Raw genomic sequence first — 23,842 nt, forward strand, 5'->3', positions numbered from 1 at the left:
CGAAGGAAAGGCCCCGTGCCGGCCATGAGGCGGCACGGGGCTCCCCCCCTGGAACAATTCGGCCTCAGACCCTGAAGGCCTGCTTTCCGGGATAGATTGCCTGCATTCCGAGCTCCTCCTCTATGCGGAGCAGTTCGTTGTACTTCGACATGCGGTCGCTACGCGACATGCTGCCGGTCTTGATCTGTCCGGCGTTGGTGGCGACGGCAATCTGGGCGATGGTGCTGTCTTCGGTTTCGCCGCTGCGGTGGCTGATGACCGAGGTGTAGCCGTTGCGCTTGGCCAGATCAATGGCCCGGAGGGTCTCGGTAAGGGTGCCGATCTGGTTGACCTTGATGAGTATCGAGTTGCCCACACCTTTTTCAATGCCCTCGGCGAGGCGCAGACTGTTGGTCACGAAGAGATCATCACCGACAAGCTGCACACGGTCGCCGATCTTTTCGGTGAGGAGCTTCCAGCCGGACCAGTCGTCTTCTGCCATACCGTCTTCGATGGAGATGATCGGGTAGGTGTTGGCCCACTCTTCCCAGTACGAGGCCATCTCTTCAGAAGAGAGCTCGCGTTTGTCGGACTTCTTGAAAACGTATTTCTTTTTCTCGGTGTCGTAGAACTCGGAGCTGGCCGGATCGAGCGCGATCATGACCTGGGCATCGCCGAGGCCGCCTTTTGAAGCGGGAGAACCGGCCTTGTATCCAGCCTTGCCGATGGCTTCGACCACCAGCTCGATAGCCTCTTCGTTCGAACGGAGGTTGGGAGCGAACCCGCCTTCATCACCGACAGCCGTGCTGAGGCCACGGCTATGGAGAAGGGCCTTGAGTGCATGGAAGATTTCCGCGCCGCAACGAAGAGCATCGGAGTAGGAGCTGAACCCGATCGGCATAATCATGAACTCCTGGAAGTCGACGGTGTTGTCGGCATGGGCCCCACCGTTGAGCACGTTCATCATCGGAACCGGAAGCGTGTTTGCCATGGTGCCGCCGATGTAGCGGAAGAGCGACAGGCCGGAGTATTCAGCGCCGGCTTTGGCGCAGGCCATGGAGACGCCGAGAAGGGCGTTGGCGCCGAGCCTGGATTTGTTCGGTGTGCCGTCGAGCTCGAGCAGGCGGGCATCAATCTCTTCCTGCTCTGTTACGAGCATGCCCCTGAGGCCTTCATTGATGATGGTATTGACATTCTCCACAGCTTTCAGGACACCCTTGCCGAGGTAGATTCCCTTGTCGCCGTCACGCAGCTCCACCGCCTCGTGGACGCCGGTCGACGCACCGCTGGGAACGGCTGCACGGCCGAATGAGCTTTCAGTATAGACGTCGACTTCGACAGTGGGATTGCCCCGTGAGTCAAGGATCTGACGGGCGTGGATCTTGTGGATTACAGGCATTGGTTAGGATGATTTGGTTTGCGGTGGTTCGCTGGAAAACCAAAATATATCCTTTTTTCCATAGCATTTCACCCCCGTCAGAGAAGCAAATAGGACTTTTTTTCGTTAATTGACAGTTAAGCTTCAACTGCTGCACTGTTCCATTACCTTCCAACAAGGAGTACCGCCATGCAAGCCGTCCAACCTGATCAAATCCGCAACATCGTTATCACAGGCCATGCCGGTAGCGGCAAGACCATCCTCACCGAATCCCTCGCCCTCTCGATGGGGCTCATAAACCGGGCCGGGAGCATCGAGGAGGGCAATACCCTCTCCGACTACTCCCCCGATGAAATAAGCCGCAAGCACAGCCTCAACACCAGCCTTCTGAACGGGATTTGGAACGGCTGCAAGCTGAACATCATCGACACCCCCGGCCTGCTTGATTTCCACGGTGACGTCAAGTCCGCCATGCGCGTAGCAGATACGGTGCTCGTCACCGTCAATGCCTCTACCGGCGTAGAGGTTGGCACCGATGCCATCTGGGAGTACACGAAGGAGTACTACAAACCGACCGTTTTCGTGCTGACCAAGCTCGACGCCGACCGGACACGCTTCAACGAGACCATTCAGGAACTGCAGGACCATTTCGGGCACCTCGTCACCCCGATCCAGTTCCCCGCAGAAGAGGGTGCCGGACACCACATACTCATCGATATCCTCTTGATGAAGCAGCTCGAGTTCCATCCGGACAAACCGGGCAGCATGACCGTGTCCACGATCCCGGACCTCTACCTGAAACGGGCTGAGGAGCTTCACCAGCAACTGGTGGAAGCGGTCGCCGAAACCGATGAAGAACTGATGGAAAAGTTTTTTGAAGTCGGTTCCCTCACCGAGGACGAACTTCGCCAGGGCATCAAAAGTGCGCTTGTGTCACGCACATTCTTCCCTGTGTTCTGCACCTCACCGCTGCACCTCATCGGCTCGGAACGCCTGCTTGGCGCCATGGTCAACCTTTTTCCCTCACCCATCGAGCGCGGCCCGGAGCATTCCCTCTGCACGGTCGGCGAGAACGAGCAGCTGCTTGAACCTGATCCCCTGGGTGCAACGGTCGCATTCATCTTCAAGACCATGTCGGAACCCCGGATTGGTGAAATCTCCTACCTCCGGGTCTACTCCGGCCATCTTGAATCCGGCCATGAACTGCAGGACGTGCAAACCGGCCAGGTTGAAAAACCCGGCCAGATTTATACAGTCGTCGGCGAAAAACGCACTCCGGTCGACAGCCTCCTTGCCGGAGATATCGGCATGGTCGTCAAACTGAAGGACGCACATACCAACGACACGCTTGCCGACAAGGGCACCAACTGCCGCATCAGCCCAATCACCTTTCCCGTTCCGGTGCTCGCCACGGCCATCGTACCGGTGACGCAGGGAGATGAAGAGAAGATTTCTGCTGGCCTCCACCATCTGCATGAAGAGGACCCCAGCTTCTCGATAGAGCATGACGTTGAGTTCAACCAGACCATCCTCAAAACGCAGGGCGAGACGCACCTCGACATCATCCTCAGCCGCCTCGAAAAGAAATTCAATGTGAAGGTCGAGACCGCCCCGGTCAGAATTCCGTACCGCGAGACCATCCGCATACAGGCTTCTGCACAGGGCCGCCACAAGAAACAGTCGGGCGGACGAGGCCAGTACGGCGATGTCTGGGTACGACTCGACCCCGCCCCGCGCGACAGCGGATTTGAATTCTCCAGTGAGGTAGTAGGCGGCGTGGTCCCCACCCGCTACATTCCTGCTGTTGAAAAGGGACTCCGTGAGGCGATTGCCACCGGTACCATCTCCGGCTACCCGGTGGTCGATTTGAAGGCAGTCGTCTACGACGGTTCGTACCACCCCGTCGACAGCTCCGAATTCGCATTCAAGATTGCAGCCGCCCTGGCATTCAAGGCTGCAATCGAAAAAGCCAAGCCTATGGTGCTTGAGCCGATTACAGAGCTCACCGTGACCGCGCCCGACCAGTACACCGGCGAAATCGTCGGGGAGATTTCAGCCAAACGGGGAAAAATACTCGGTATGGAAGCCGATGTCCGAATGCAGGTAGTCAAGGCCGAACTTCCGCAGGCCGCGCTTCAGACCTTCCATCATGCATTGACACGCCTCACCCAGGGCAGGGCTCGCTACAGCTACCGGTTCAGTCATTATGAAGAGGCCCCCGCCGAGGTGGTACAGCAACTGGCCGCTGAGAAGAATGCCTGAGGTGAGTTAAGCTGAGACTGAAACACCATGCGCCGGGCTGCTTATTGCAAGCTGCCCGGCGCATCTGTTTTACAACCATTTCTCCCTAGAGAATCCCCACGAGGGACTTCAGTTTAAGCCACCAGACCATCCATACTGCTTCGCGGATGTTTCCCTTCGTCATTTTCGACAGCCCCACCGTTCTGTCGGTAAATACAATCGGGACCTCGAGGATCCGAAACCCCTTCTTCCATACCCTGAAGTTCACCTCGATCTGGAACGAGTACCCTTGCGAAGCAATCCGGTCGAGATCGATGGCAGCAAGCACGTCGCGACGGAAGCACTTGAACCCCCCGGTCGGATCCGAGACAGGCATCCCGGTGATAACCCGGGTGTAGATACTCGCCATTTTCGAAAGAATCAGTCGGCTGAGCGGCCAGTTGATGACATTGACCCGGTTGCCGACATAGCGCGAGCCTATCACGAGATCTGCTGTCGCAGCAGAATCAATGAGGGTTCCAACCATTGCGGGATCATGCGAGAAGTCGGCATCCATTTCCAGAATGAACCGATACCCACGATCCAGCGCGAAACGAAACCCCTGAATGTAGGCTGTACCGAGCCCGAGCTTCCGCTCACGCTGGATGAGATGAACCGCATTGCTGAACTGCTGTATCTGGGTAACGATTCGGGCAGTCCCGTCGGGCGAATTATCGTCAATAACCAGAATGTCGAGCATTTCAGGGTACAGGGCCCTGAGGGTATCGATGAGTCGCCCGATGTTCTGGCTTTCGTTGAAGGTAGGTATGATGACGAGGGCGGAGGCTTTACCCGCTCCGCCACTCTCTTGCTCGTTCATGCGGCAATAATCAGGATAATCGAAAAAAAAGAGCATTGCCGGGCGGACAATGCTCTTGTAAAGAGAACGATACCTTCCTGCTTCTCTTCAGCGGGCTTCGCGGTGGAAGCGGTGCAGGAAACGGAGATCAAAATCAAGTCTCTCAGGTGGCGTGAATGAGAAGTCAAGAACTTCGCCATCAGGAAGTACTTCGACAAGTGCGCCGGACGGGCACTCATCTCCCGAGAAGCAGGCCGAGCAGGAAATACATGCATCCTGATCGATGTAGCAACGGAAGCCTCCCTCCTGGACATCCCCATAGAACTTGTAGCCGATGGCGTTGACCTTAGGAGGACACTTGTCAAGGCAGAGGCCGCATCCTACGCAGAGATTCTCGAAGATGAAATAATGCTTTTTCGCCCTCGGCGCAGCAGGCTTCGCTGCCGGTGTAGCAGCAGGAGCAGCTTTTGGTGCCGGTGCTGCGGGTGCTGACGGCTTGGCGGCAGGTGCAGGTTTTGCTCCTGCAACGGGCTTAGCCGCAGGCGCACCTTTTGCAGCAGGTGCCCCTTTTGGCGCAGGTGCAGGCTTTGCTGCTGGCGCCGGCTTTGCTGCAGCAGGCTTCTTATATGGCAGCGCGGATTCCTGGCGGACGCCGCAACGACCAAGATTGACATTCAGCGGCTCAAGGCGGGCCTTGCCAGCCGGTTTAGCCGGTGCACCCTTAGGCGCTGCCTGCCCCTGCTTCGCGGCAGGTGCCGGTGCCTTCGGCGGCGCACCCTTAGGCGCTTCGGCCTTGGGCGCAGCCGGAGCCTTCGCGGCTGGAGCCGGCTGAGTTTCTGGCTGTTTTACAGGATCGGCCATCAGGGAACCCTCCTCTATTGATTATAGTCTTCTGTAGTTTCCTATTGCACTCAGACCTGTCGGGGAGCCCGGAAGCTCCCCCGGTCAAGCAGTTCAGGCAATCAGCTTCATCAGGTAGTCCACAACCTGGGTCAGGAGGACCTGACCGGACACCGCTGCGTCGCTGACGGTCGGCGGGAGGGGTGAATCAGTCTGATAGAAGCCGTTGGCAATGAAAAGGAACACCAGCATAAAGGTTCCGCCGAAGTACAGGAACGTACCTGCAAGCTTCGAGTCCGAGATGGTCAGGACAGGGAAACGGAAGGTGACGTCCCGGCCAAGGAACTTCTTGCCAAGCCAGCGGACGGTGCGGGTCTGGATGTCAGCACCTTCAAGACGGGAGCCGCGATCCTCGAACCAGACAGCAAAGCTGATGAACCATATGAGGTGGCCGATCATCAGGATGGTCGAGAGGTGTGAGCTCGAGAAGATCGTCACGGTCTCTGTCCAGAAGTAGTAGAAGATGCCGGAGGTGTAGTGGTGCGCAAGGCCGGCCACAGAGTCCCAGGCCTTCGCGTCAGCCGCAGGCACACCGTACATCATCGAAGCGATCCATGCGCCGTCGATATACCAGCAGACTGCAGACAGACCCTTCACTCCCCAGAGCATGGCGAACCAGAGCTGATCCTGGATCGAGACACCGCAGGTACCGCCGTAGACTGGTCCAAGGCAGGGGAAGGAGTAGGAGTTCTTCTTCAGGCCGAGGTCATCCCAGAGGGGTGAGGTGTGGGCGAAGAAGGCGATGCGGACGAGTGCAATCAGCGAGAAGAGCGAACCTGCCACGATGACGTGAACCATGACCCAGTCGTTGATGCTCGGATCCGCAAACATCCACTGGAACATCGGAAGCGGCTTCAGCCAGTAGAACGACATCATGATGTTCGTTCCGAAGATGTTCAGCTCGCAGATGGTGTTCCACACGATGACAGCGTAAACGGACAGCATGGTGGCGAAACAGAGAGCCATGACCGTACCGAGGATCTTGACCTGAACTTCCTGGTCGCGGCCCTTTGTGATCCAGATGGACTTGATCTGGTTATAGAGACCGTTGAGCTGGATCTTGAGGAGGTACTGGCCGCCATGGTAGACACCTGCGAAGACATAGAGAACACCGCAGATGATGTGGTTGAAGGTGATGAGGTTGATAACCACCCTCGACATGCCGAACGAGGCGCCGTTCTTGGGAAGAATTGCGAAGGGAGCAAACTCCGAGAACTCCTTGGAGCCGGAGACGATCCTGCCGCCTTCCTGCACGAAGTCATAGCTGACGCGGTTGAAAGGCTCACCGTAGAGATAGAACACCAGCTTGTCAAGCTCTTTATAATAGGGATCGAAAGAGGGCTGCTGGAATGCAACGAAGGCGATGACACCGAGGGCGATGTTGATGTAGCCGATCGCGGTGAGATGCACCGAGAAGGCGGCTTTCATGTCATCATTGAGATGGATGGCAGCATTCGGGGGGTTGTTCCACCAGTAGATGCCGAGAGCGAAGAAGGCCACGAACCACACGAAAGACATAAACGTCTCGGAGTTGATGGTCTGGAAATCGGGAACAGGAGCGAAACCGAGAACGAACCACATGAGAAGACCCCAACCGAGGAAGAGGAGGGACATGTAGACGGCATGAGGTCCGAGCGCATCCTTGTATGTCTTTGCGCTGGTGCCGTTGAAGACCATGTCACCGAACTTGCCGAGAAAACGGAAATCGCGGAAGTTTCCTGCGCGACCGGTAAACGGGTTGGTCAGGTTGTGGGTCCAGTGACGCCAGCCGCCGAAGAGGAGGATGGAGCCGGAAAGGAAGTGGAACGCTGCCCAGCCGATGAGATTGGTTGCCGCCTGCTGGAGGTCGGCTGTCTCGGTGCTGTAGGTGTCGATGCCGAGAGAGACCATCCTCGGCTTGATGGTAAGGTAGAACCAGTTGTCATGGAACCCTGGCATTCCACCGAGCCATGCAGGGAAGACCTGAATGCCGGAGAAATAATAAATGGCCATGAGGAACCCGAGAACGCCAAGAAGGGCGAGATGGCCGCCGACAACCTGTTCGTCGTCGATCTTGTCGGTGTCGAACACCTGATACCATTTCGTTGACCGGGTCTCTGTCCGCTGGAACAGGAACCTTCTCATTTTAGCGGCATCCTGCTCCTTGATGACGGAAGGACCGCCCGAAGCGCCGCTCGCCTTCGGAGAAGGAGCGCTCCCCTTGGGAGGCGGAACCGTCCCCTTTGGCTTGACTCCTGCCGGATTCACTTGTTCAGCCATTGTATTCTCTCCTTTGTTTGGACATATTTCAGGTTGAAGAAACCGAAAGAAACCCTCCGGACCAGCGGCATACACCGTATTGAGGAATGGCCCATCGGAGCAAGTGTTCCACCCATCCCCGATAACGCAACGAAGGCACCTTCCCCGGTGCCGGCAATACCGGAATGGCTGCTGAGGCGGTCTTCCCACCTGACGCAGTATTAAATAAAATAAGAAAAATTATTTAATAATAAATTTTTTTGGGCCGCCATTGACGGGCTATTGTTTTATTATAAAGCAGGAAAGCCCCTATGGGGAAGGCTTTGGCGGAGCATCAGGGGAAAGGACCCCGATCGCGCTGCAGGAGCATGGAGTTCCAATTCAACACCATTCCAAAACATTCCGGACATGAGGCGCGAGATTCCATTCAGCAAACTATCCGGCGCGGGCAACGACTTCATCGTCATGGATAACCGTGACCGCTCCATCACCCTCGATGCTTCGGCTGTCCGCGCTCTCTGCACTCGCAGAACCGGCATCGGCGCCGACGGGCTCATCCTCATCGAGCCATCGGAAACAGCCGCATTCAGCATGCTCTATCACAACGCCGACGGCCTTCCGGGCACGATGTGCGGCAACGGCGGCCGCTGTGCGGTCTGGTTCGCCCAGAGCATCGGCGTGGAGCCGGACACCGAAGGATGCTTCCGTTTTGAGGCCAACAACGACCTTTATCAGGCATGGGTGAGCGGACCGGAAACGGTGCGGCTCCGGATGCGCGAGCCCCGTGACGCAAGAAACGAAATCGATCTAGGCGGCCGATCCTGCGCATTTATCGATACCGGCTCACCACACGCCGTGATCCGCACCGAGGAACTTGATGCCGTGGATGTAATCGAGGAAGGCAGAGCCATCCGCCACCGCACCGACCTTTTCCCTGGTGGGACCAACGTCAACTTCCTGGAGGTCACCTCCCCTGAGAGCATCAACATCAGAACATTCGAGCGGGGCGTCGAAGACGAGACACTGGCCTGCGGAACCGGCGCGGTGGCGGCAGCACTTCTCAGCCGCCGCCTCGGCATTACCTCCGCCGAATGCATCAGTGTCCGGGTGAAAAGCGGAGACATCCTCGAAGTGGCATTCAGTGGAGATATGCGGGAGGTCTATCTCACCGGACCAGCCGTCATCGTCTATACCGGTGTGGTCAAGGCAGGCTGATCGACAGATTGGGTAAAACGGCAGGAGGTCGTGAACTTTTTACCGGCAGAGGGAATTCATTTTCGCTGCAGGGGCAAAATCCCCCCACTTGAGCCTTAATGTCAAAACCATTCAACACCAAACGGAGAACCATCATGCAGAAATGGGTATGTGTCCCTTGCGGCTACGTCTATGATCCCGAAGCCGGCGACCCCGACAGCGGAGTTGCGCCCGGAACGCCATTTGAAGATGTCCCCGAAGACTGGGTATGCCCTGTCTGCGGCGTCGACAAGACCCTCTTCGAACCCTACGAAGAACGTTGATCGGGGAGGGCGCCGCCAGATGCCCGCCCCCCATCGTATCAAACTGCACGCCGCCATTTGCGGCGTGTTCAGTTTCCGCCCTCTCCAGAATCCATGAACACCTCGTCGATGAGTTCGCGCGGGACACCGATCGTGATGGTATCGGCAACCGTTGCCGTTGTATCGACCGGAAGCGGCGCCCTCACGCCGGAGGATGGCGCCACGCCCCCCCTCTTCTGCATGATGCGGTAGATGATGGCCGAGCGGTTCCGGACATACCGGGAACTGCCGGTTGGTGACCAGCGGATGGGGTTGGGGAGCACGGCGGCAAGGCGGGATGCCTGGCGGGCGTTCAGCCGGCTGGCGCTTACACCGTAGTAGTGGCGGGCAGCAGCTTCGATGCCGAATATACCGTCGCCCCATTCGGCGGAATTAAGATAGAGCTCCAGAATGCGGCGCTTTGAGAGCGAGCGTTCGATCCGCCAGGTAAGAATGGCCTCCTTGATCTTGCGTACCGGATTCTTCGAGGGAGAGAGATAGAGGTTCTTTGCCAGCTGCTGGCTGACGGTGCTGCCGCCCATGGCTATTTTGCGCTCCTTGAGGTTTTTCTCCAGCGCACGCTCCATTGCCTCGTAGTCGAACCCGTCATGCTGCCAGAACTTGTCGTCTTCGGCAATCAACACCGCCCTGACGACGTTTTTCGATATCGCCCTCAGCGGAACGACCTTCCGCTCGGTCTCTCTTCCGGGGTATCCGGCGCGGCGCCATGCCTCCACCCGGTACTGCATGAACGCGGTGGTCTCGGGGGTTTTTCGGGCAAGCCCCTCCACATCGGGAATGACGAAGTATCGCATGATATCGACAACAAAGAGGCAGAAAAGCAGGATAGCGATGTTCCGCAGAAACTTCATATGCTGGGGCGGTTTGTTTTTTTCGGTATCTTTTCCATTGAAGGCAGGAATATCTTTTCATCCAATGTAACACGAGGAAGCACCGACATGAAACAGGCGATACTGCCACTTGCGGCCGGACTCATCTTTTCGGCTGCCGCCGTTGACTGCTTTGCCGCCGTTCCCGACGGGAAAGCGGTATTTGAGCGCAACTGCAGCGTCTGCCACAGCGTGGCGCCGCCGCCGAAATCTGCACCCCCGATCATTCCAATCGCCGCCCGATACCGTGCAGAGTTCGCAACGAAAGCCGCAGGCGTCAAGGCTATGACGGCATTCATGCAGTCGCCCTCCAAAGCGGCATCAGTCATTGAAGTCCAGGCAATCGAACGCTTCGGCCTCATGCCATCAATGTCCGCACTCAGCGAAGCGGACCTCCGGGCAGTAGCCGGATGGGTCTGGGATCAGGGCGGAGCCGGCATGGGCCCCGGCAGGGGTGCAGGCCAGCCAAAAGGCACCTGCCGTTAGAATCGGAAAACCCGGAGGGCTGCTCCGGGCTTTCTTTTCCTTCTGTACCCTTGGGCAGACTCGAACTGCCGACCCACAGTTTAGGAAACTGTTGCTCTATCCACTGAGCTACAAGGGTATCGGTGAAGCGTGAATTTAGCATCTTTGCCCGAAAGAAGCAAGCCCTCAGGACCTCCCGAACATATGGTCGAGCTGTGTAAGCGTCATCTTGATGATGACTGGCCTGCCGTGCGGACATGAGTAAGGTTCCCGGGTGGCGAAGAGGTTGTCTATGAGGGTGCGCATCTCCCCCATCGAGAGTTTCTGGCCCGCCATGATGGCGTTGCGGCAGGAGTATGATTTGGCCAGATTGTCCCGTCTTTCCAGGCGAAGACGGGATGCGTTCTCCCGGTACTCGGCAATCATATCCTGCAGGATGGTAACCTCACTTCCCGGCCGCACATCCTGCGGCACACCCTCAATCATCACCGCCCGGCTGCCGAACGAACGGAGGTTGAACCCCAGCCGGTACAGGTCATCCTTTATCTCCTCAAACACTTCGTACTCCCACGGCCGAAACTCGACCTTCTGCGGAAAGAGCAGCTGCTGGGAGTTCGGCACGCTGCTATCCATCACCTCCACGGCACGTTCGTAGAGAACCCGCTCATGAGCCACATGCTGATCGATGATCATGACCCCGGTCTTGATCTGGCAGATAAGGTACTTATTGTGGAGCTGCCAGATCTTCGGATCCTCCCCTTTTGGATCAACTTCAGCACCTTCCGGGCCCTCGTGCATGCTCGACCGGAGCAGCTGTGAGATGTCCTCACGGGCGGCCGGGACTTCAGGAACAGGGAACATCACCTCCTGATGTGAAGGCTGCGGAACTGCCGGGAGGGAACGTCCGAATGCCCCTTCGCGGTAGCTGCCATAGAGCTCTCCCGTCGTAATGGCCCGCTCCGGAACCTCCTGGAATGAAAGGGTCCGGAAGGTGCCGCCACCGCCATGAGCGAACCCCCGGGAAGCAGCCTCATCGGCTGTCTCTGCCCTCTGTCCTCCTGCTGCAAGGTCGGGGGAAAAGTCATGCATTGTCACGGCCCGCTTGATCACCGGGTAAAACATGTTGCGCACGCTTCGCTCATCGTCGAAGCGGACCTCGAGCTTCGCAGGGTGCACGTTGACGTCCACCCGTGAGGGGTCGATGCCGAGAAAGAGAAGGGCGAAGGGCGCCTGGCGCTCCACGAGCAACTCAGCGTAGGCCTGCTGGAGGGCCTGTGTGAGCATGCGGTTCTGGATCAGGCGACGGTTGATGAAAAAGTACTGGTCAAGCTTCTTGCGCTTCTGGAGCGCAGGGCGGCCGATGTATCCCCTGATGGAAAGGTAGTCGTTCTCCTCGCCGACCTCGATGAGGCTTTCGGCAAACCCCTTTCCATAAAAGGTATCGAGGCGCTCCAAAAGATCAGGGGTCCGGAAGTTGAACAGCTCCTCATCATCGTTCAAAAGCTGCCACTGTATTTCAGGATAGGCAAGAGAGAACGAGCGCACGAGCTCGAAAATATGTCCGTACTCAGTGGCGTTGGACTTCAGGAACTTCCGGCGGGCAGGCACATTGTAGAAAAGGTTGCGTACGCTTACTGACGTACCCGGCTCTCCCTGCACTTCCGACTCTTCGGCAGGGATGCCTCCTTCATAGCGGAATCGGAGTGCGACAGGTGCATCGGCCTCCCGGGTGCGAAGCTCGAAATGGGAGACGGAGGAGATGCTGGCAAGGGCCTCGCCCCGGAAGCCGAGGGTGCAGAGGGTTTCAAGATCCTCGACGTCCCTGAGTTTGCTTGTGGCGAACCGCTCAACCGAAAGCAGGGCATCCTCCCTGTTCATGCCCCTACCGTTGTCGATGATGCGCACCAGTTCCTTGCCGGCGTCTTTTATAACCACTGAAATCCGGTCAGCACCGGAGTCTATGGCGTTTTCAAGGAGTTCCTTGACGACGGAAGCCGGCCGCTGGACGACCTCCCCCGCTGAAATCTTGTTGGCTACATTGTCCGGAAGCCTGGCAATGGATGGCATACCTGTTCACATATGGATGCTGTTCGACTGAACCTTCTCGACCAGCAACTTATCGATAAATACCCGTCTTTGAAAGCGGCGGAGGAAGTTATCCTCCCGGTTCACCCCGCAGCGCCGACCAAAGCTCACGAAGCGCGGCCTCCGTGAACCGGTGCTTGTTCTGCAGACGGTCGCCGTGCATATGGAGGGTCCGCACCTCGACCGAAGGGCCGGTGCCCGAAACCTGGCGTGCAAGGGCCACGCAAAGGGTACCGACAGGCTTTTCAGGGCTGCCGCCACCGGGGCCGGCGATACCTGTGGTTGCAAGCGCAATCGAGGTTCCGCTGCGGCGGAGGCAGCCGAGCGCCATGGCCCGGGCGACCTCTTCACTGACCGCACCGTACATATCGATGAGGCCCCGGCTGACACCGAGAAGTTCTTCCTTGGCACTGTTGCTGTAGACGATGTACCCCTGCATCAACGAAACCGACGCACCGGGCACATCGGTCAGACGGCTTGCTATGAGTCCTCCCGTACAGGATTCCGCTACGGAAAGTGTGAATCCACCGGAAGCAAGCATGCCGATGATGGTCTCCTCGAGGCTTGCCGTTCCGACACCAAAAATGAACACCCCTGCCCGCTCCCGGATGGCCTCGACCACGGCGGCGTTGTCCCGCTCGGCGATCCGGGGGTCCCGGGCGATGGTGCTGACCATCAGATCGACCCCGGCGCCGTGCGGCAGGTATGCCAGGCTCGTACCATCCGGAATCGAGTCTTCAATATCTGTGATAATGTCGGCAAGTGTGGACTCGCCGATACCGGTGGTCTTTACGGGGGTATGGATGATGGTCGTATCGCTGAGGCTCCTGAGCCACGGAAGCACCGTCAACTCCATCATCGCCTCCATCTCAGAGGGTACGCCGGGCATCAGCACCAGATAGCTTCCGCCAAAACGCCGGCCTGCGGGAATAATCATCCCTGCGGCCGTACCGCGGGTGTTCGGGATGGCCATCGAGCCCTCAAGCACCATAGCCTGGCACTGCATGAGCTCATTCATTGTCCTGCCGTGGGCCGTGACCCTCCGTTCAACCTCCCTGAGGGCATCGGGATCGAGCCGGAGGCCGAGCCCCAGAAGTTCCCCGGCAGCCTTCCGTGTACGGTCGTCCCTCGTAGGTCCAAGGCCGCCGGTCACAAGCACCACATCAGCACGCTCGAGCGTCTCCCTGAAAACGGAGGCCATCTCGCTCTCGAAATCGGAGCATGCCGTGATGCGTACAACCGGAATGCCGACCGTACCGAGGCCGCGGGCGATGAAGGAGGCGTTGGTGTTGACGCGCTGACCTTTCAGCAGTTCGTCGCCGACCGAAACGATTTCCGCCCGAAGGGACGGCACGCGCTCAGACAAGGTAGCCGGCGATGCGCAGGATGTCGGCAAACACGCCTCCTGCAGTGACTTCTCCGCCGGCACCCGGTCCCTTGACAACGAGAGGGGTCTGGAGGTATCGGTCGGTAGTGAAGACAACCATGTTCTCGGAGCCGTTAAGCCCGGCAAGGGGGCTTTCCTGCGGAACCCGCTTCACGCCGATCGAGGCCTTGCCGTCACGGATCTCGCCGGCAAATGAAATGGTCATCCCCTGCCGGCCCGCCTGCTCAATGGCATCGCCGTACCCTTCGTCCACACAGCTGAGGCGATCGAGGAAGGTATCGACATCCATTTCGCCCCGAAGTTCCTCGGGAACAAGGCTCTCGCACTCAACATCGTCGTACTCGAGCTCAAAGCCGAGTTCCCGGCCGAGGATGAGGAACTTGCGTGCAAAATCCGCTCCCGACAAATCGTCACGGGGGTCCGGCTCGGTGTAGCCGGCCTGGCGCGCGCTGCGAACAATTTCGCTGAACCGCCCGCCCTTGCGGAGTTCGTTGAAAATGAAACTGAGGGTCCCGGACAGCACGCCCTCAATGCTCCGGATCCTGTCTCCGCTGTTTTTAAGATCACCGAGGGTGTTGATAATCGGCAGGCCGGCACCGACGTTGGTCTCATAGAGAAAACGGGCATTGCTCTGGCGTCGGGCATCGCGGATGGCGCGGTAGAGCGGCCAGGGCCCCGCCATGCCGAGTTTATTGGCTGTGGCGACGGAGATGTCGGAGCGAAGCAGCTCGGGGTATTTCGCGGCAACATCGGCACTGGCGGTGCAGTCGACGAAAATGGTGTTATGCAGGTTCTTCTCCATGATGAAGCGGAGGTAGCCATCGATTCCCTGATAATCACCGCGCGGCTCCAGGGCATCCGGCCACCCTTCGAGGTCTATGCCCGAGCGGTTGAATGCGATGCTGCGGGTGTTGGCCATAGCGGCAACCACCACATCGAGGCCATTCTCCTCCTGCAGTTTCCTGCGGTGTGCCGAGATCTGTCCGATCAGGCTTCTGGCAATCGTGCCGGTACCTGCGATGAAGACATGCACCCGTCGGCGTGAAAGGAAAAAGGATTCGTGGATGCAGTTGAGAGCCTTGTCCTCGTCGTGACTCTCGACAACAAAGGAGATGTTCATTTCATTTACACCCTGGGCCACGGCAATGACGTTGATGCCGTTCTTGCCGAGGGTTTCGAACAGCTGGGCCGACACACCGGGATGTCCCGACATGTTGTTTCCGACGACGGCAATCATCGCAAGATCCCGACGGACGGCCAGAGGGTCGATTTGGCGGGCAGTTATTTCGGCAGAGAACTCGTCGTCGAGCACAAGCTTGGCCTCGGCAGCCTGCGTCGGCTTGATGGCCAGACTTATCGACTGCTCAGAGGAGGCCTGGGAGATGAAGATTACGTTGATGCGGTGCCGTGCGAGGCGGGTAAACAGGCGGGAGGCAATGCCGGGCACACCAACCATACCGCTGCCGGAAAGGTTGAGAAGCACCACCGTGTTGATGGAGGTGAGACCCGTAACCGGCAGGGCGAGCGCCTCATCGCGATGCACTTCACGCTCGATACGCGTTCCGGCTGCTCCGGGGTTGAACGAGTTCTTGATGACCATCGGAATGGAGGACTTCATGGCCGGCTGCACGGCGAGCGGGTGGAGAATCTTCGCGCCAGCGTGCGACAGCTCCATAGCCTCTGCGTAGCTGATATAGGGAAGCACCCGTGCGTCGGGCACCCGCTTGGGATCGGCGCTGAAGAACCCGTCGACATCGGTCCATATCCATATTTCACGAGCACCGAGCGCAGCGCCGAGAATGGAGGCCGTATAGTCGGATCCGCCACGGCCAAGCGTGGTCACCGTACCATCTGCGGCGGCGGCGATGTAGCCGGTCACCACGGGAAGTTCCGTTTTCCGGGCAAGGCGGAGACTGACCCGTTCCCGGGTAGCGGGTTCGTCAAGCCGGGCGTCGGGGTAGCTGGCATCGGTGACAATCAGCTCACGGCCGTCCACGTAGGCGGCCGGGATGCCCGACAGGCTGAGCCAGGCAGCAACAATCCTTGCCGACAGGCGCTCCCCGAAGCTCTGCACGAGAGCCGAACTCTTGAAGGAGAGTTCCCGGAGGAGGAAGATCCCGTGCAGCATATCGTGCAGTTCTTCGAGTTCCCGGCGGAGGACCCCGCTGAGCTCATCAAAGGCTGGCCCCTCGAGCAGATCTGCCGCAACACTAAGATGGCGTTCCGCCAGTTCTTCGTGAACGGCCACGTACCCGTTGTCGCCTCCGCATGCCCTTCGGGCAGCTTCCAGCAGACGGTCGGTCACCCCGTGCATGGCAGAAATGACAATGACCAGGCGGTCGTCGGTGAGCGCCTTGGATATGATGGCGGAAACATTCCTGATGCGGTCTGCCGAGCCGAGGGAGGTCCCCCCGAACTTGAATATTTTCATGTGCCCTCGAGTTACTGGGTATTAATGACTCCGTAGAATTTCATCCAATGCGCCTTAAAATACAACTCATCTGATGCAGGGTAACGACCGGAAAAGATTGAGGGAATCGGTCCGGCTGCCCGAGACCTCCAGATGAGCCGCTGCACACGTTGCTACTAATATAAAAACCTTTACATTAACAGCCACCGAAACCATAACCCGCTCTTTTATTAGGTTATACGCCACGCATTTAGCGCTGGTAGCGTCCTCAAGCCCATCCCTGCTCCATGCCAGGCAGGCACCCGGTGCTTTGCATGTTGAACGAGACGATAATGCACTCAAAAAAAAAAGCGCCCCGAGCGGGGCGCTTTTCCTTGTTCTCCAGAGAGAATCCTATCAGTTCTGAAGTGCATCGGCGCCACCGACGATCTCACTCAGCTCCTTGGTGATCGCCGCCTGGCGGGCACGGTTGTAGCTGATATTGAGGCCCCGGAGCAGCTCCTTTGCGTTCTCAGTCGCAGAATCCATGGCAGTCATCCTTGCAGCCTGTTCGGCAGCGTTGGATTCGAGCATCATTCCCCACACCTGGGTATTGAGATGCTTCGGCACCAGTTCTTCAATGATGGCAGCCGGCGATGGCTCGTAGATGTAGTCGCCGCCCTCGGAAACAGGCGCATCGCTCTTGATCGGAAGCAGCACTTCGGCCTTCAGGGTCGGCGCAAGAACCGACTTGAACTCGTTGTAGACCACGATTACCCGGTCCACATCTCCTTTCACATACATTGAAGAAGCGGTTTCGGCAATCTCGCGGGCTGTCGAGAAATCAAGGTTCTGGAACACTGCGGGATACCCTTTCAAGATACTGTAGCCCCGCTTGCGGAAAAAATCGAAACCGCGGGTACCGGCACAAATAAGCTGGACGTTGCCGGCAGCGTGAGCTGCAGCGAAATCCTCATGAATCGTGCGGTGCGCAAGCTTGATGATGTTGGTGTTGAAGGCGCCGCATAGCCCCCTGTCGGAGGTGATGAGGACCACCAGGACCTTCGAGGCGTCCGCACGGTCAGCAAGCAGCGGCGTTGCGGAGGTGTCGACCTTGCCGGATAGCGAGCCGAGCATCTCTTTGAGCTTCGCAGCGTAAGGCCGGGCCATGACCGCCCGCTCCTGCGCCTTGCGGAGCTTCGCAGCCGCAACCATCTTCATGGCCTTGGTCACCTGCTGCGTTGACTTCACACCCTTGATGCGAACTCGTATGTCCTTTAATGTTGGCATGTATTACGGGTCGTTAATGAATTATCTGAAATACCCTGCACCAGCCTATCGGGCCTTTACCTTTTCGTTGAAGGTGGTGACGAACTTCGCCGCCGCCTCTTTCAGCCTTGCGGCCACGTCGGCCTCGAGGGCACCGGTTTCTGCAATGGATTTCAGGATGTCGCCGTGCTTCAAATCGAGCATGGCGAGGAATTCCTCCTCAAACTTCTTGACATGCTGCACCGCTACAAGGTCGAGAAGGCCCTGGGTACCGAGGAAGATGATTGCAACCTGACGTTCCACGGGCATCGGCACATACTGGCCCTGCTTGAGGATTTCAACAAGGCGTGCACCGCGATCGAGCTGCGCTTTGGTGGTCTTGTCGAGGTCGGAACCGAACTTCGAGAAGGCTTCAAGTTCCCGGAACTGTGCGAGGTCAAGACGGAGGGTACCGGCAACTTTCTTCATCGCCTTGATCTGGGCGGCGCCGCCGACGCGGGAGACCGAGATGCCGACGTTGATTGCAGGACGCTGTCCGCTGTTGAACAGGTTCGACTCAAGGAAGATCTGGCCATCGGTGATGGAGATCACATTGGTCGGGATATATGCCGACACGTCACCGGCCTGGGTCTCGATGACCGGCAGTGCCGTAAGGCTTCCGCCAGCCTGCACCATCGGGCGGAGGGCGTCGGGAAGGTCATTCATTTTCTTTGCGACTTCGATGTCGTCAGTGATCTTAGCCGCACGCTCAAGCAGACGGGAGTGCAGGAAGAACACATCACCGGGGTATGCTTCGCGTCCCGGGGGACGGCGGAGCAGAAGGGAAAGCTGGCGGTATGCGACAGCCTGCTTGGAGAGATCATCGTAGACGACCAGCGCATGGCGGCCGGTGTCGCGGAAGTATTCGCCAAGGGCGGCGCCGGCGAAGGGAGCAATGAACTGCAGCGGTGCAGGATCGGAAGCTGTTGCCGAGATGACGGTGGTATACTCCATCGCGCCATACTTTTCAAGAGTGTTGACCACCTGTGCAACCGTCGAACCCTTCAGGCCGATGGCAACGTAGATACAGAACACGCCCTTGCCCTTCTGGTTGATGATGGTATCAAGCGCAACGGCGGTTTTGCCGGTCTGGCGATCGCCGATGATGAGCTCGCGCTGTCCGCGGCCGATCGGAATCATGGAGTCGATTGCCTTGAGGCCGGTCTGTAGCGGCTCATGCACCGACTTGCGGTAGATGACGCCGGGAGCGCGGCGCTCGAGGGGAAGACGGATATCGGTGTCGATAACGCCTTTGCCGTCGATGGGTACGCCGAGCGGGTTGATTACCCTGCCGAGCATTGCTTCACCAACCGGAACAGAGGCAAGGATGCCCGTGCGTTTGACGGTATCACCCTCTTTGACCTCGGTGGAATCACCGAAGAGAACGGCGCCGACATTGTCCTCCTCCAGGTTCAGAGCCATGCCCATGACTTTGTTCGGAAACTCAAGGAGTTCACCGGCAGCAGCTTTGGACAACCCGTACACACGTGCGATACCGTCGCCGACCTGCAGCACGGTTCCCACATCATAAACTTCGGCTTCGGACTCAAAGCCGGCAAGCTGCTTGCGAAGTATGGATGAAACTTCATCAGGCCTGACTGTTGTAGACATATGCTTATTCCGCTTGGTTATTTGTTAAGAAAAGAGAAAGATTCTGCTTACTTTCATTTGAATTCAAAGGGTCTCTTCCCTTTCCAAAAATAAAAGCCAAATTTAATGAAAAGCTTTTAGTTATTCAAGTACTCTCTCGCATTTGAACAACTTGGTTTTTCAAGGGGCACGGCATGAGCCTATGAGGCCCGTATCCGACCCGCATCATACGGTATGAAAACAGTCAGGGGATTTGCTTCAGCAACCGTCGGAAACGTGGCCTGCGGTTTTGACGTGCTCGGCTTTGCCATCAAGGAGCCCGGAGACGAGGTCATCCTGACGCTTTCGGAGCGGAAGCACTCGTCGTGCCCCGTCACCATCTCCGCCATTTCGGGTGACGGCGGAAAACTCCCCCTCGACCCGAAGAAGAACACCTCAAGCTTTGTCGTCCTGAAGTTTCTCGAACACCTCCGCGCCCAGAAGGGCATCGCTTTCAACGGCCATATTTCACTTGAACTGAAGAAGCACCTGCCACTCAGCAGCGGCATGGGAAGCAGTGCGGCCAGTGCGGCAGCAGCCCTTGCGGCGGCAAACGAACTGCTCGGCCAGCCATGCACGAAAATGGAACTGGTCCACTTCGCCATCGAAGGCGAGAGGGTCGCCTGCGGCTCGGCCCACGCCGACAATGCCGCGCCGGCCATCCTCGGCAACTTCGTCCTCATCCGCAGCTACACGCCGCTCGACCTCATCGTCATCCCTCCGCCGGATGACCTGTACTGCTCGCTCGTCCACCCCCATACGGAACTGCGGACATCTTTTGCCCGCTCCGTGCTTCCGAACGAAATCCCGCTCAAGATGGCGACCCAGCAATGGGGCAACGTGGGGGCACTCGTCGCCGGGCTCCTCACCGCCGACTACCCGCTCATCGGCCGCTCGCTCATTGACGTCGTTGCCGAACCCAAACGTGCGCCCCTGATCCCGGGGTTCTTCGAAGTGAAGGAAGCCGCACTGAAGGCAGGCGCCCTCGGATGCAGCATCGCCGGCTCAGGCCCCTCGATTTTCGCATTCGCCTCTTCTCCCGACACCGCCCGGGAAGCCGGCCGCGCCATGCAGGAAGCGTTCCTTACCTCCAAGGCAAAGCTGCCTTCCGACATGTGGGTGTCGCCTATCTGCAGAGAAGGCGCAAGGATACTGTAACGAACACAACCGCCGAAGCCTTACCGCACATGATCTACTTCAGCACCAGCAAATCTTCCACGCCGGTCTCCATGAAACGGGCCACCCTCGAGGGGCTCGCGCCCGACGGCGGTCTCTACGTACCCTCCGCCATACCCTCCTTCACCCCTCAGGAGCTCCTGCAGCTTGAGGGCGCCACGTTCAGCGATGTAGGCTTTGCCATTGCAAAGAAGTTCGTCGACGGCGAGATCCCTCCTGTCGAGCTGCAGGAGATTGTCCGCGAGTGCTGCAACTTCCCGACCCCGCTCGTCCAGCTTGATCCGGCAGCCTTCGTCCTTGAGCTCTTCCACGGGCCAACCCTCGCATTCAAGGACTACGGTGCCCGTTTCCTCGCTCGCATGACCGGATGGTTCGCTGCCGAGGATAACCGGCTGATCACGGTACTCGTGGCAACATCCGGTGATACAGGAAGCGCCGTGGCATACGGCTTCCAGGGGATCCCGAACACCCGCGTGGTGCTGCTCTACCCCTCCGGCAAGGTCAGCCGCCTGCAGGAGCAGCAGCTCACCACCGCCGGCGGCAACGTCCACGCGCTTGAAGTGAACGGTGATTTCGACGACTGCCAGCGTTTGGTGAAGGAGGCTTTCGTCGACCCATCGCTCAAGGAGCGCCTCACCCTGACCTCGGCCAACTCTATCAACATCTCGCGCCTTATCCCGCAGTCGTTCTATTACGCCTGGGCCACACTCCGGCTCCAAGAGGATTACGGACTGCAGGGCCCCGTATTCTCGGTTCCCTCCGGCAACTACGGCAACCTGACTGCCGGCGTGCTGGCAAAAAAGATGGGATTCCCCATCGGAGGCTTCATCGCCGCCTCCAACGCCAACGACAGCGTCACCCGCTACCTCTCCCTTGGGCGCTACGAACCCCGTCCTACCCGCCGCACGCTCTCGACGGCGATGGATGTCGGCAACCCGAGCAATTTTGCCCGGCTCATCCATTTCTATCAGGGGGAGCACGATGCCATGGCCCGCGACATCACCGGCACCTCGGTCACCGACCGGGAGACCCTTGAGACCATCCGCCTCGTACACAGCCGGTTCGGCTATGTCATGGACCCCCATACAGCCGTCGGCTACTGCGCCCTCCTCAGGATGCGCCAGGACGGGATGTACTGCGACAACCCCGGCGTCGTACTCTCGACAGCCCATCCGTCGAAGTTCCTTGAGGCCATCCATGAAGCCCTCCAGCTGGAGGTCGAGGTCCCCGAGCGGCTCGGGTGCCTCCTGGCAAAAGAAAAACAGGCGACCATGATCGAGCCGAACTACCGCGACCTTGCGGGCTTCCTCAACGGGCTGGACCACTGAGGTGCCCACCAACCCACAGCACACCCCATGAACGCTCGCACCCTGCTCTTCTTCATTATCCTGATTCCGGTGATGTTCTTCGGAATGCTCGCCGGCTATATCATGAACACTATTGACGGGACCGGAGACCGCTTCCACCGCATCGCCTCCTGGTGGGGGCGCTTCAGCGCGTGGCTCTTCGGCATCACGGTGGAGGTGGAAGGCGAGGAAAACTACAGGGCGGGCGGCAGCTACCTCGTTGTAAGCAACCATGCCGGCATGGCCGACATCCCGCTGCTCCTCGGCTCAATGAAGCTCAACCTCCGCTTCGTCGCCAAGGAGGAACTCGGCAGAATCCCCGTCTTCGGCTGGGCGTTGAAGAACGGCGGCTACGTGATGATCAAGCGCGGCCAGAACCGCGAAGCCCTTAAAAGCCTGCTGGCCGCATCGGAAGTAATCAAAAGCGGCCGCTCCGTCCACATCTTCCCTGAAGGAACAAGGTCCGCCACGGGCAAGTTGCTCCCATTCAAGCGCGGAGCATTTCTCGTGGCTGAAAAAGCCAAAGCCGAGGTTCTGCCCGTCACCATCATCGGAAGCCACCTCATCACCCCGAAAAAGAGCCTTGCCATACACCGCGGCAAGGTCCGCCTCATCATCGGCAAACCCCTCCGCACCGCCGACTTCCCGAACGTCGAAACCCTCATGCAGGCCTCTCGCGACGCCATCGCAGCGAACCTCAACTGAGGAGCGGCACCGGGGAACCCCACACCCCCGAGCCCGGCGAGGAAAAACAAGAGAGGGCCGCTGCGTTTCCATTTGACACGCAGCGGCCCTCTCGTATTGTTTGGCGTTCACCAGAAGCGTGGATCACATGTTCCGGTAGAGGTTCACCATTTCGATGGCAGTTAGTGCTGCATCGAAGCCCTTGTTGCCTGCCTTCGTTCCGGCTCGCTCGATTGCCTGCTCGATGTTCTCGGTAGTAAGCACGCCGAATGCGATCGGCACACCGGTTTCAAGCGACGCCTGGGCGATGCCTTTGGTAGCCTCAGCGGCAACGACGTCGAAGTGAGGGGTGCTTCCGCGGATGATGGCTCCGAGGGTAATGAGGGCATCGTACTTGCCGGTGAGGGCCGCCTTCTTGGCGACCATCGGCAACTCGAACGCTCCGGGGCAGCGGTAGATGGTGATGTTCTCTTCCGATCCGCCGTGGCGGCGGATGCAGTCGATGGCTCCCTCCATCAGCTTCTGGCCGATGAAATCGTTGAACCGGGATATGACGAGGGCGAACCGGGCGTCTTTGGCGCTGAGCGCCCCTTCAATCTGTTTGATCTGCATGCTGGTTGGTTGTTTATGGGTTAGGCCTAGGTGTCGCAGTATCCGAGAATCTGCTCCACAAGATCGATGATGACGTGGCCGACAGTGATATGGCACTCCTGCACCCGGTCGGCCGTACCGGAGTGGGGAACAATGAGCTGGAGGTCGGCCATTCCTTTCATGAGTCCACCCTCACCGCCAAGAAGGGCGATGCTCTTCATCCCCTGCTGCCGAGCAACTTTCATAGCATTGATGACGCTCATGCTGTTGCCGCTGGTGGAAAGGCCCACGAAGAGGTCCCCTTCCTTGCCGTATGCCTCCACAAGCCGCGCAAAAACAGCGTCATAGCCAAGATCGTTGGCCCCGGCAGTGAGCGCCATGCTGTCGCTGGACAGGGCGATGGCGGGCAGGGCAGGGCGCTTCACGGTGCTTCGGTAACGGATGGTAAGTTCCGTTGCAAGATGCTGGGCATCGGCCGCGCTTCCACCGTTTCCGGCAAAAAGCACGCTCCGGCCCGCAGAAAAAGTATCGGCCATGAGACGCGCCATTGCGGCAATGACCGCGCTGTTCTCTCTTGCGACACGCTCCTTAAGGCGTGCGCTGTAGAGCATCGTTTCAAGGACACTTTCTTCAAGTCGATTCCTGTCAGTGAGCCTGCAGGAACATTTTCCGCCATTGTCCATTGTTTGGGATGGTACGGGTTTAGGGTGTCTTATCCGGACTACGCAACAGAAGGGACTCCGGACAAAATTGTACGCTAATATAACGAAAAAGGCAGGAAGC

Annotated in this window: 19 protein-coding genes and 1 tRNA gene; 7 read left to right on the forward strand and 13 right to left on the reverse strand. The window is 58.5% G+C overall.

Annotated features, from left to right (window positions below):
- Positions 1–64: 64 nt before the first annotated feature.
- The gene (gene eno / locus A3K90_RS03590; protein ID WP_303681212.1) at positions 65–1,378 is read right to left on the reverse strand and encodes a phosphopyruvate hydratase; all 1,314 of its coding nucleotides are present in this window, start codon (positions 1,376–1,378) and stop codon (positions 65–67) included.
- 168 nt (positions 1,379–1,546) lie between these two features.
- On the opposite strand from eno, the gene fusA reads away from it, so the two are divergent.
- Positions 1,547–3,619 (forward strand): elongation factor G, encoded by a 2,073-nt coding sequence (fusA, locus tag A3K90_RS03595; RefSeq protein ID WP_303681213.1) that lies wholly within the window; start codon positions 1,547–1,549, stop codon positions 3,617–3,619.
- Positions 3,620–3,704: 85 nt separating this feature from the next.
- On the opposite strand, the gene A3K90_RS03600 is transcribed toward fusA, so the two are convergent.
- The 3 genes from A3K90_RS03600 to A3K90_RS03610 all read right to left on the reverse strand — a co-directional run bounded on the left by A3K90_RS03600 (position 3,705) and on the right by A3K90_RS03610 (position 7,595).
- Positions 3,705–4,457: a polyprenol monophosphomannose synthase gene (locus A3K90_RS03600; RefSeq protein ID WP_303681214.1), complete on the reverse strand. Its 753-nt coding sequence runs from the start codon at positions 4,455–4,457 to the stop codon at positions 3,705–3,707.
- Positions 4,458–4,544: 87 nt separating this feature from the next.
- A complete protein-coding gene (locus A3K90_RS03605) occupies positions 4,545–5,297 on the reverse strand; it encodes a 4Fe-4S dicluster domain-containing protein (protein ID WP_303681215.1) in 753 nt (250 codons plus the stop codon).
- Positions 5,298–5,390: 93 nt separating this feature from the next.
- On the reverse strand, positions 5,391–7,595 hold the full coding sequence (locus tag A3K90_RS03610) for a photosystem I reaction center subunit IX (protein WP_303681216.1): 2,205 nt from the start codon (positions 7,593–7,595) through the stop codon (positions 5,391–5,393).
- Between the two features lie 387 nt (positions 7,596–7,982).
- Here A3K90_RS03610 and dapF point away from each other — a divergent pair, with 387 nt between their 5' ends.
- On the forward strand, positions 7,983–8,789 hold the full coding sequence (gene dapF / locus A3K90_RS03615) for a diaminopimelate epimerase (protein ID WP_303681217.1): 807 nt from the start codon (positions 7,983–7,985) through the stop codon (positions 8,787–8,789).
- A gap of 134 nt (positions 8,790–8,923) precedes the next feature.
- A complete protein-coding gene (gene rd / locus A3K90_RS03620) occupies positions 8,924–9,091 on the forward strand; it encodes a rubredoxin (RefSeq protein WP_303681219.1) in 168 nt (55 codons plus the stop codon).
- A gap of 68 nt (positions 9,092–9,159) precedes the next feature.
- Here the strand turns inward: rd and mtgA are convergent, their stop codons facing one another.
- Positions 9,160–9,981: a monofunctional biosynthetic peptidoglycan transglycosylase gene (gene mtgA, locus A3K90_RS03625; RefSeq protein WP_303681220.1), complete on the reverse strand. Its 822-nt coding sequence runs from the start codon at positions 9,979–9,981 to the stop codon at positions 9,160–9,162.
- Positions 9,982–10,068: 87 nt separating this feature from the next.
- Here mtgA and A3K90_RS03630 point away from each other — a divergent pair, with 87 nt between their 5' ends.
- Positions 10,069–10,485: a cytochrome c gene (locus tag A3K90_RS03630; RefSeq protein WP_303681221.1), complete on the forward strand. Its 417-nt coding sequence runs from the start codon at positions 10,069–10,071 to the stop codon at positions 10,483–10,485.
- Positions 10,486–10,530: 45 nt separating this feature from the next.
- Here the strand turns inward: A3K90_RS03630 and A3K90_RS03635 are convergent.
- The 6 genes from A3K90_RS03635 to atpA all read right to left on the reverse strand — a co-directional run bounded on the left by A3K90_RS03635 (position 10,531) and on the right by atpA (position 19,244).
- Positions 10,531–10,603 (reverse strand) — tRNA-Arg (locus tag A3K90_RS03635).
- Between the two features lie 47 nt (positions 10,604–10,650).
- Entirely contained in the window at positions 10,651–12,531 is a 1,881-nt protein-coding gene (gene mutL / locus A3K90_RS03640) for a DNA mismatch repair endonuclease MutL (protein WP_303681222.1), read from the reverse strand.
- A gap of 88 nt (positions 12,532–12,619) precedes the next feature.
- The gene (locus A3K90_RS03645) at positions 12,620–13,915 is read right to left on the reverse strand and encodes a CinA family nicotinamide mononucleotide deamidase-related protein (protein ID WP_303681223.1); all 1,296 of its coding nucleotides are present in this window, start codon (positions 13,913–13,915) and stop codon (positions 12,620–12,622) included.
- A complete protein-coding gene (gene thrA, locus A3K90_RS03650) occupies positions 13,908–16,367 on the reverse strand; it encodes a bifunctional aspartate kinase/homoserine dehydrogenase I (RefSeq protein ID WP_303681224.1) in 2,460 nt (819 codons plus the stop codon). Before thrA ends, A3K90_RS03645 begins: the two co-directional genes overlap by 8 nt.
- A 375-nt stretch (positions 16,368–16,742) precedes the next feature.
- A complete protein-coding gene (locus tag A3K90_RS03655; RefSeq protein WP_303681225.1) occupies positions 16,743–17,615 on the reverse strand; it encodes a F0F1 ATP synthase subunit gamma in 873 nt (290 codons plus the stop codon).
- Positions 17,616–17,660: 45 nt separating this feature from the next.
- Positions 17,661–19,244, reverse strand: coding sequence for a F0F1 ATP synthase subunit alpha (gene atpA / locus A3K90_RS03660; RefSeq protein WP_303681226.1), 1,584 nt, complete (start codon positions 19,242–19,244; stop codon positions 17,661–17,663).
- A 213-nt stretch (positions 19,245–19,457) separates the two neighbouring features.
- Here atpA and A3K90_RS03665 point away from each other — a divergent pair, with 213 nt between their 5' ends.
- The 3 genes from A3K90_RS03665 to A3K90_RS03675 are packed head-to-tail and all read left to right on the forward strand — an operon-like array spanning position 19,458 to position 22,489.
- Positions 19,458–20,420, forward strand: a complete 963-nt coding sequence (locus A3K90_RS03665) for a homoserine kinase (protein WP_303681227.1) — start codon at positions 19,458–19,460, stop codon at positions 20,418–20,420.
- A 29-nt stretch (positions 20,421–20,449) separates the two neighbouring features.
- Positions 20,450–21,766 carry a threonine synthase gene (thrC, locus tag A3K90_RS03670; protein WP_303681228.1) on the forward strand — a complete coding sequence of 439 codons (1,317 nt, stop codon included), beginning with the start codon at positions 20,450–20,452 and terminating at the stop codon, positions 21,764–21,766.
- A 27-nt stretch (positions 21,767–21,793) separates the two neighbouring features.
- Positions 21,794–22,489: a 1-acyl-sn-glycerol-3-phosphate acyltransferase gene (locus A3K90_RS03675; RefSeq protein ID WP_303681229.1), complete on the forward strand. Its 696-nt coding sequence runs from the start codon at positions 21,794–21,796 to the stop codon at positions 22,487–22,489.
- Between the two features lie 123 nt (positions 22,490–22,612).
- Here A3K90_RS03675 and ribE read toward each other — a convergent pair whose 3' ends face one another.
- Both ribE and A3K90_RS03685 read right to left on the reverse strand, forming a co-directional pair.
- Positions 22,613–23,080 carry a 6,7-dimethyl-8-ribityllumazine synthase gene (gene ribE / locus A3K90_RS03680; protein ID WP_303681230.1) on the reverse strand — a complete coding sequence of 156 codons (468 nt, stop codon included), beginning with the start codon at positions 23,078–23,080 and terminating at the stop codon, positions 22,613–22,615.
- A gap of 26 nt (positions 23,081–23,106) precedes the next feature.
- A complete protein-coding gene (locus A3K90_RS03685; protein ID WP_303681231.1) occupies positions 23,107–23,742 on the reverse strand; it encodes an SIS domain-containing protein in 636 nt (211 codons plus the stop codon).
- Positions 23,743–23,842: the final 100 nt, after the last annotated feature.

This window comes from Pelodictyon luteolum (assembly GCF_001622165.1).
Taxonomy (GTDB): Bacteria; Bacteroidota; Chlorobiia; order Chlorobiales; family Chlorobiaceae; genus Chlorobium; species Chlorobium luteolum_B.

What these genes read in the sequence shown, in the direction of transcription:
- A3K90_RS03630 (WP_303681221.1), top strand. Translation starts at nt 10,069, where the DNA reads ATGAAACAGGCGATACTGCCACTTGCGGCCGGACTCATCTTTTCGGCT.
- mtgA (WP_303681220.1), bottom strand. Translation starts at nt 9,981, where the DNA reads ATGAAGTTTCTGCGGAACATCGCTATCCTGCTTTTCTGCCTCTTTGTT.
- thrA (WP_303681224.1), bottom strand. Translation starts at nt 16,367, where the DNA reads ATGAAAATATTCAAGTTCGGGGGGACCTCCCTCGGCTCGGCAGACCGC.
- fusA (WP_303681213.1), top strand. Translation starts at nt 1,547, where the DNA reads ATGCAAGCCGTCCAACCTGATCAAATCCGCAACATCGTTATCACAGGC.
- A3K90_RS03685 (WP_303681231.1), bottom strand. Translation starts at nt 23,742, where the DNA reads ATGGACAATGGCGGAAAATGTTCCTGCAGGCTCACTGACAGGAATCGA.
- A3K90_RS03605 (WP_303681215.1), bottom strand. Translation starts at nt 5,297, where the DNA reads ATGGCCGATCCTGTAAAACAGCCAGAAACTCAGCCGGCTCCAGCCGCG.
- A3K90_RS03655 (WP_303681225.1), bottom strand. Translation starts at nt 17,615, where the DNA reads ATGCCAACATTAAAGGACATACGAGTTCGCATCAAGGGTGTGAAGTCA.
- A3K90_RS03675 (WP_303681229.1), top strand. Translation starts at nt 21,794, where the DNA reads ATGAACGCTCGCACCCTGCTCTTCTTCATTATCCTGATTCCGGTGATG.
- eno (WP_303681212.1), bottom strand. Translation starts at nt 1,378, where the DNA reads ATGCCTGTAATCCACAAGATCCACGCCCGTCAGATCCTTGACTCACGG.
- A3K90_RS03665 (WP_303681227.1), top strand. Translation starts at nt 19,458, where the DNA reads ATGAAAACAGTCAGGGGATTTGCTTCAGCAACCGTCGGAAACGTGGCC.
- A3K90_RS03600 (WP_303681214.1), bottom strand. Translation starts at nt 4,457, where the DNA reads ATGAACGAGCAAGAGAGTGGCGGAGCGGGTAAAGCCTCCGCCCTCGTC.
- mutL (WP_303681222.1), bottom strand. Translation starts at nt 12,531, where the DNA reads ATGCCATCCATTGCCAGGCTTCCGGACAATGTAGCCAACAAGATTTCA.
- rd (WP_303681219.1), top strand. Translation starts at nt 8,924, where the DNA reads ATGCAGAAATGGGTATGTGTCCCTTGCGGCTACGTCTATGATCCCGAA.
- thrC (WP_303681228.1), top strand. Translation starts at nt 20,450, where the DNA reads ATGATCTACTTCAGCACCAGCAAATCTTCCACGCCGGTCTCCATGAAA.
- dapF (WP_303681217.1), top strand. Translation starts at nt 7,983, where the DNA reads ATGAGGCGCGAGATTCCATTCAGCAAACTATCCGGCGCGGGCAACGAC.
- ribE (WP_303681230.1), bottom strand. Translation starts at nt 23,080, where the DNA reads ATGCAGATCAAACAGATTGAAGGGGCGCTCAGCGCCAAAGACGCCCGG.
- atpA (WP_303681226.1), bottom strand. Translation starts at nt 19,244, where the DNA reads ATGTCTACAACAGTCAGGCCTGATGAAGTTTCATCCATACTTCGCAAG.
- A3K90_RS03610 (WP_303681216.1), bottom strand. Translation starts at nt 7,595, where the DNA reads ATGGCTGAACAAGTGAATCCGGCAGGAGTCAAGCCAAAGGGGACGGTT.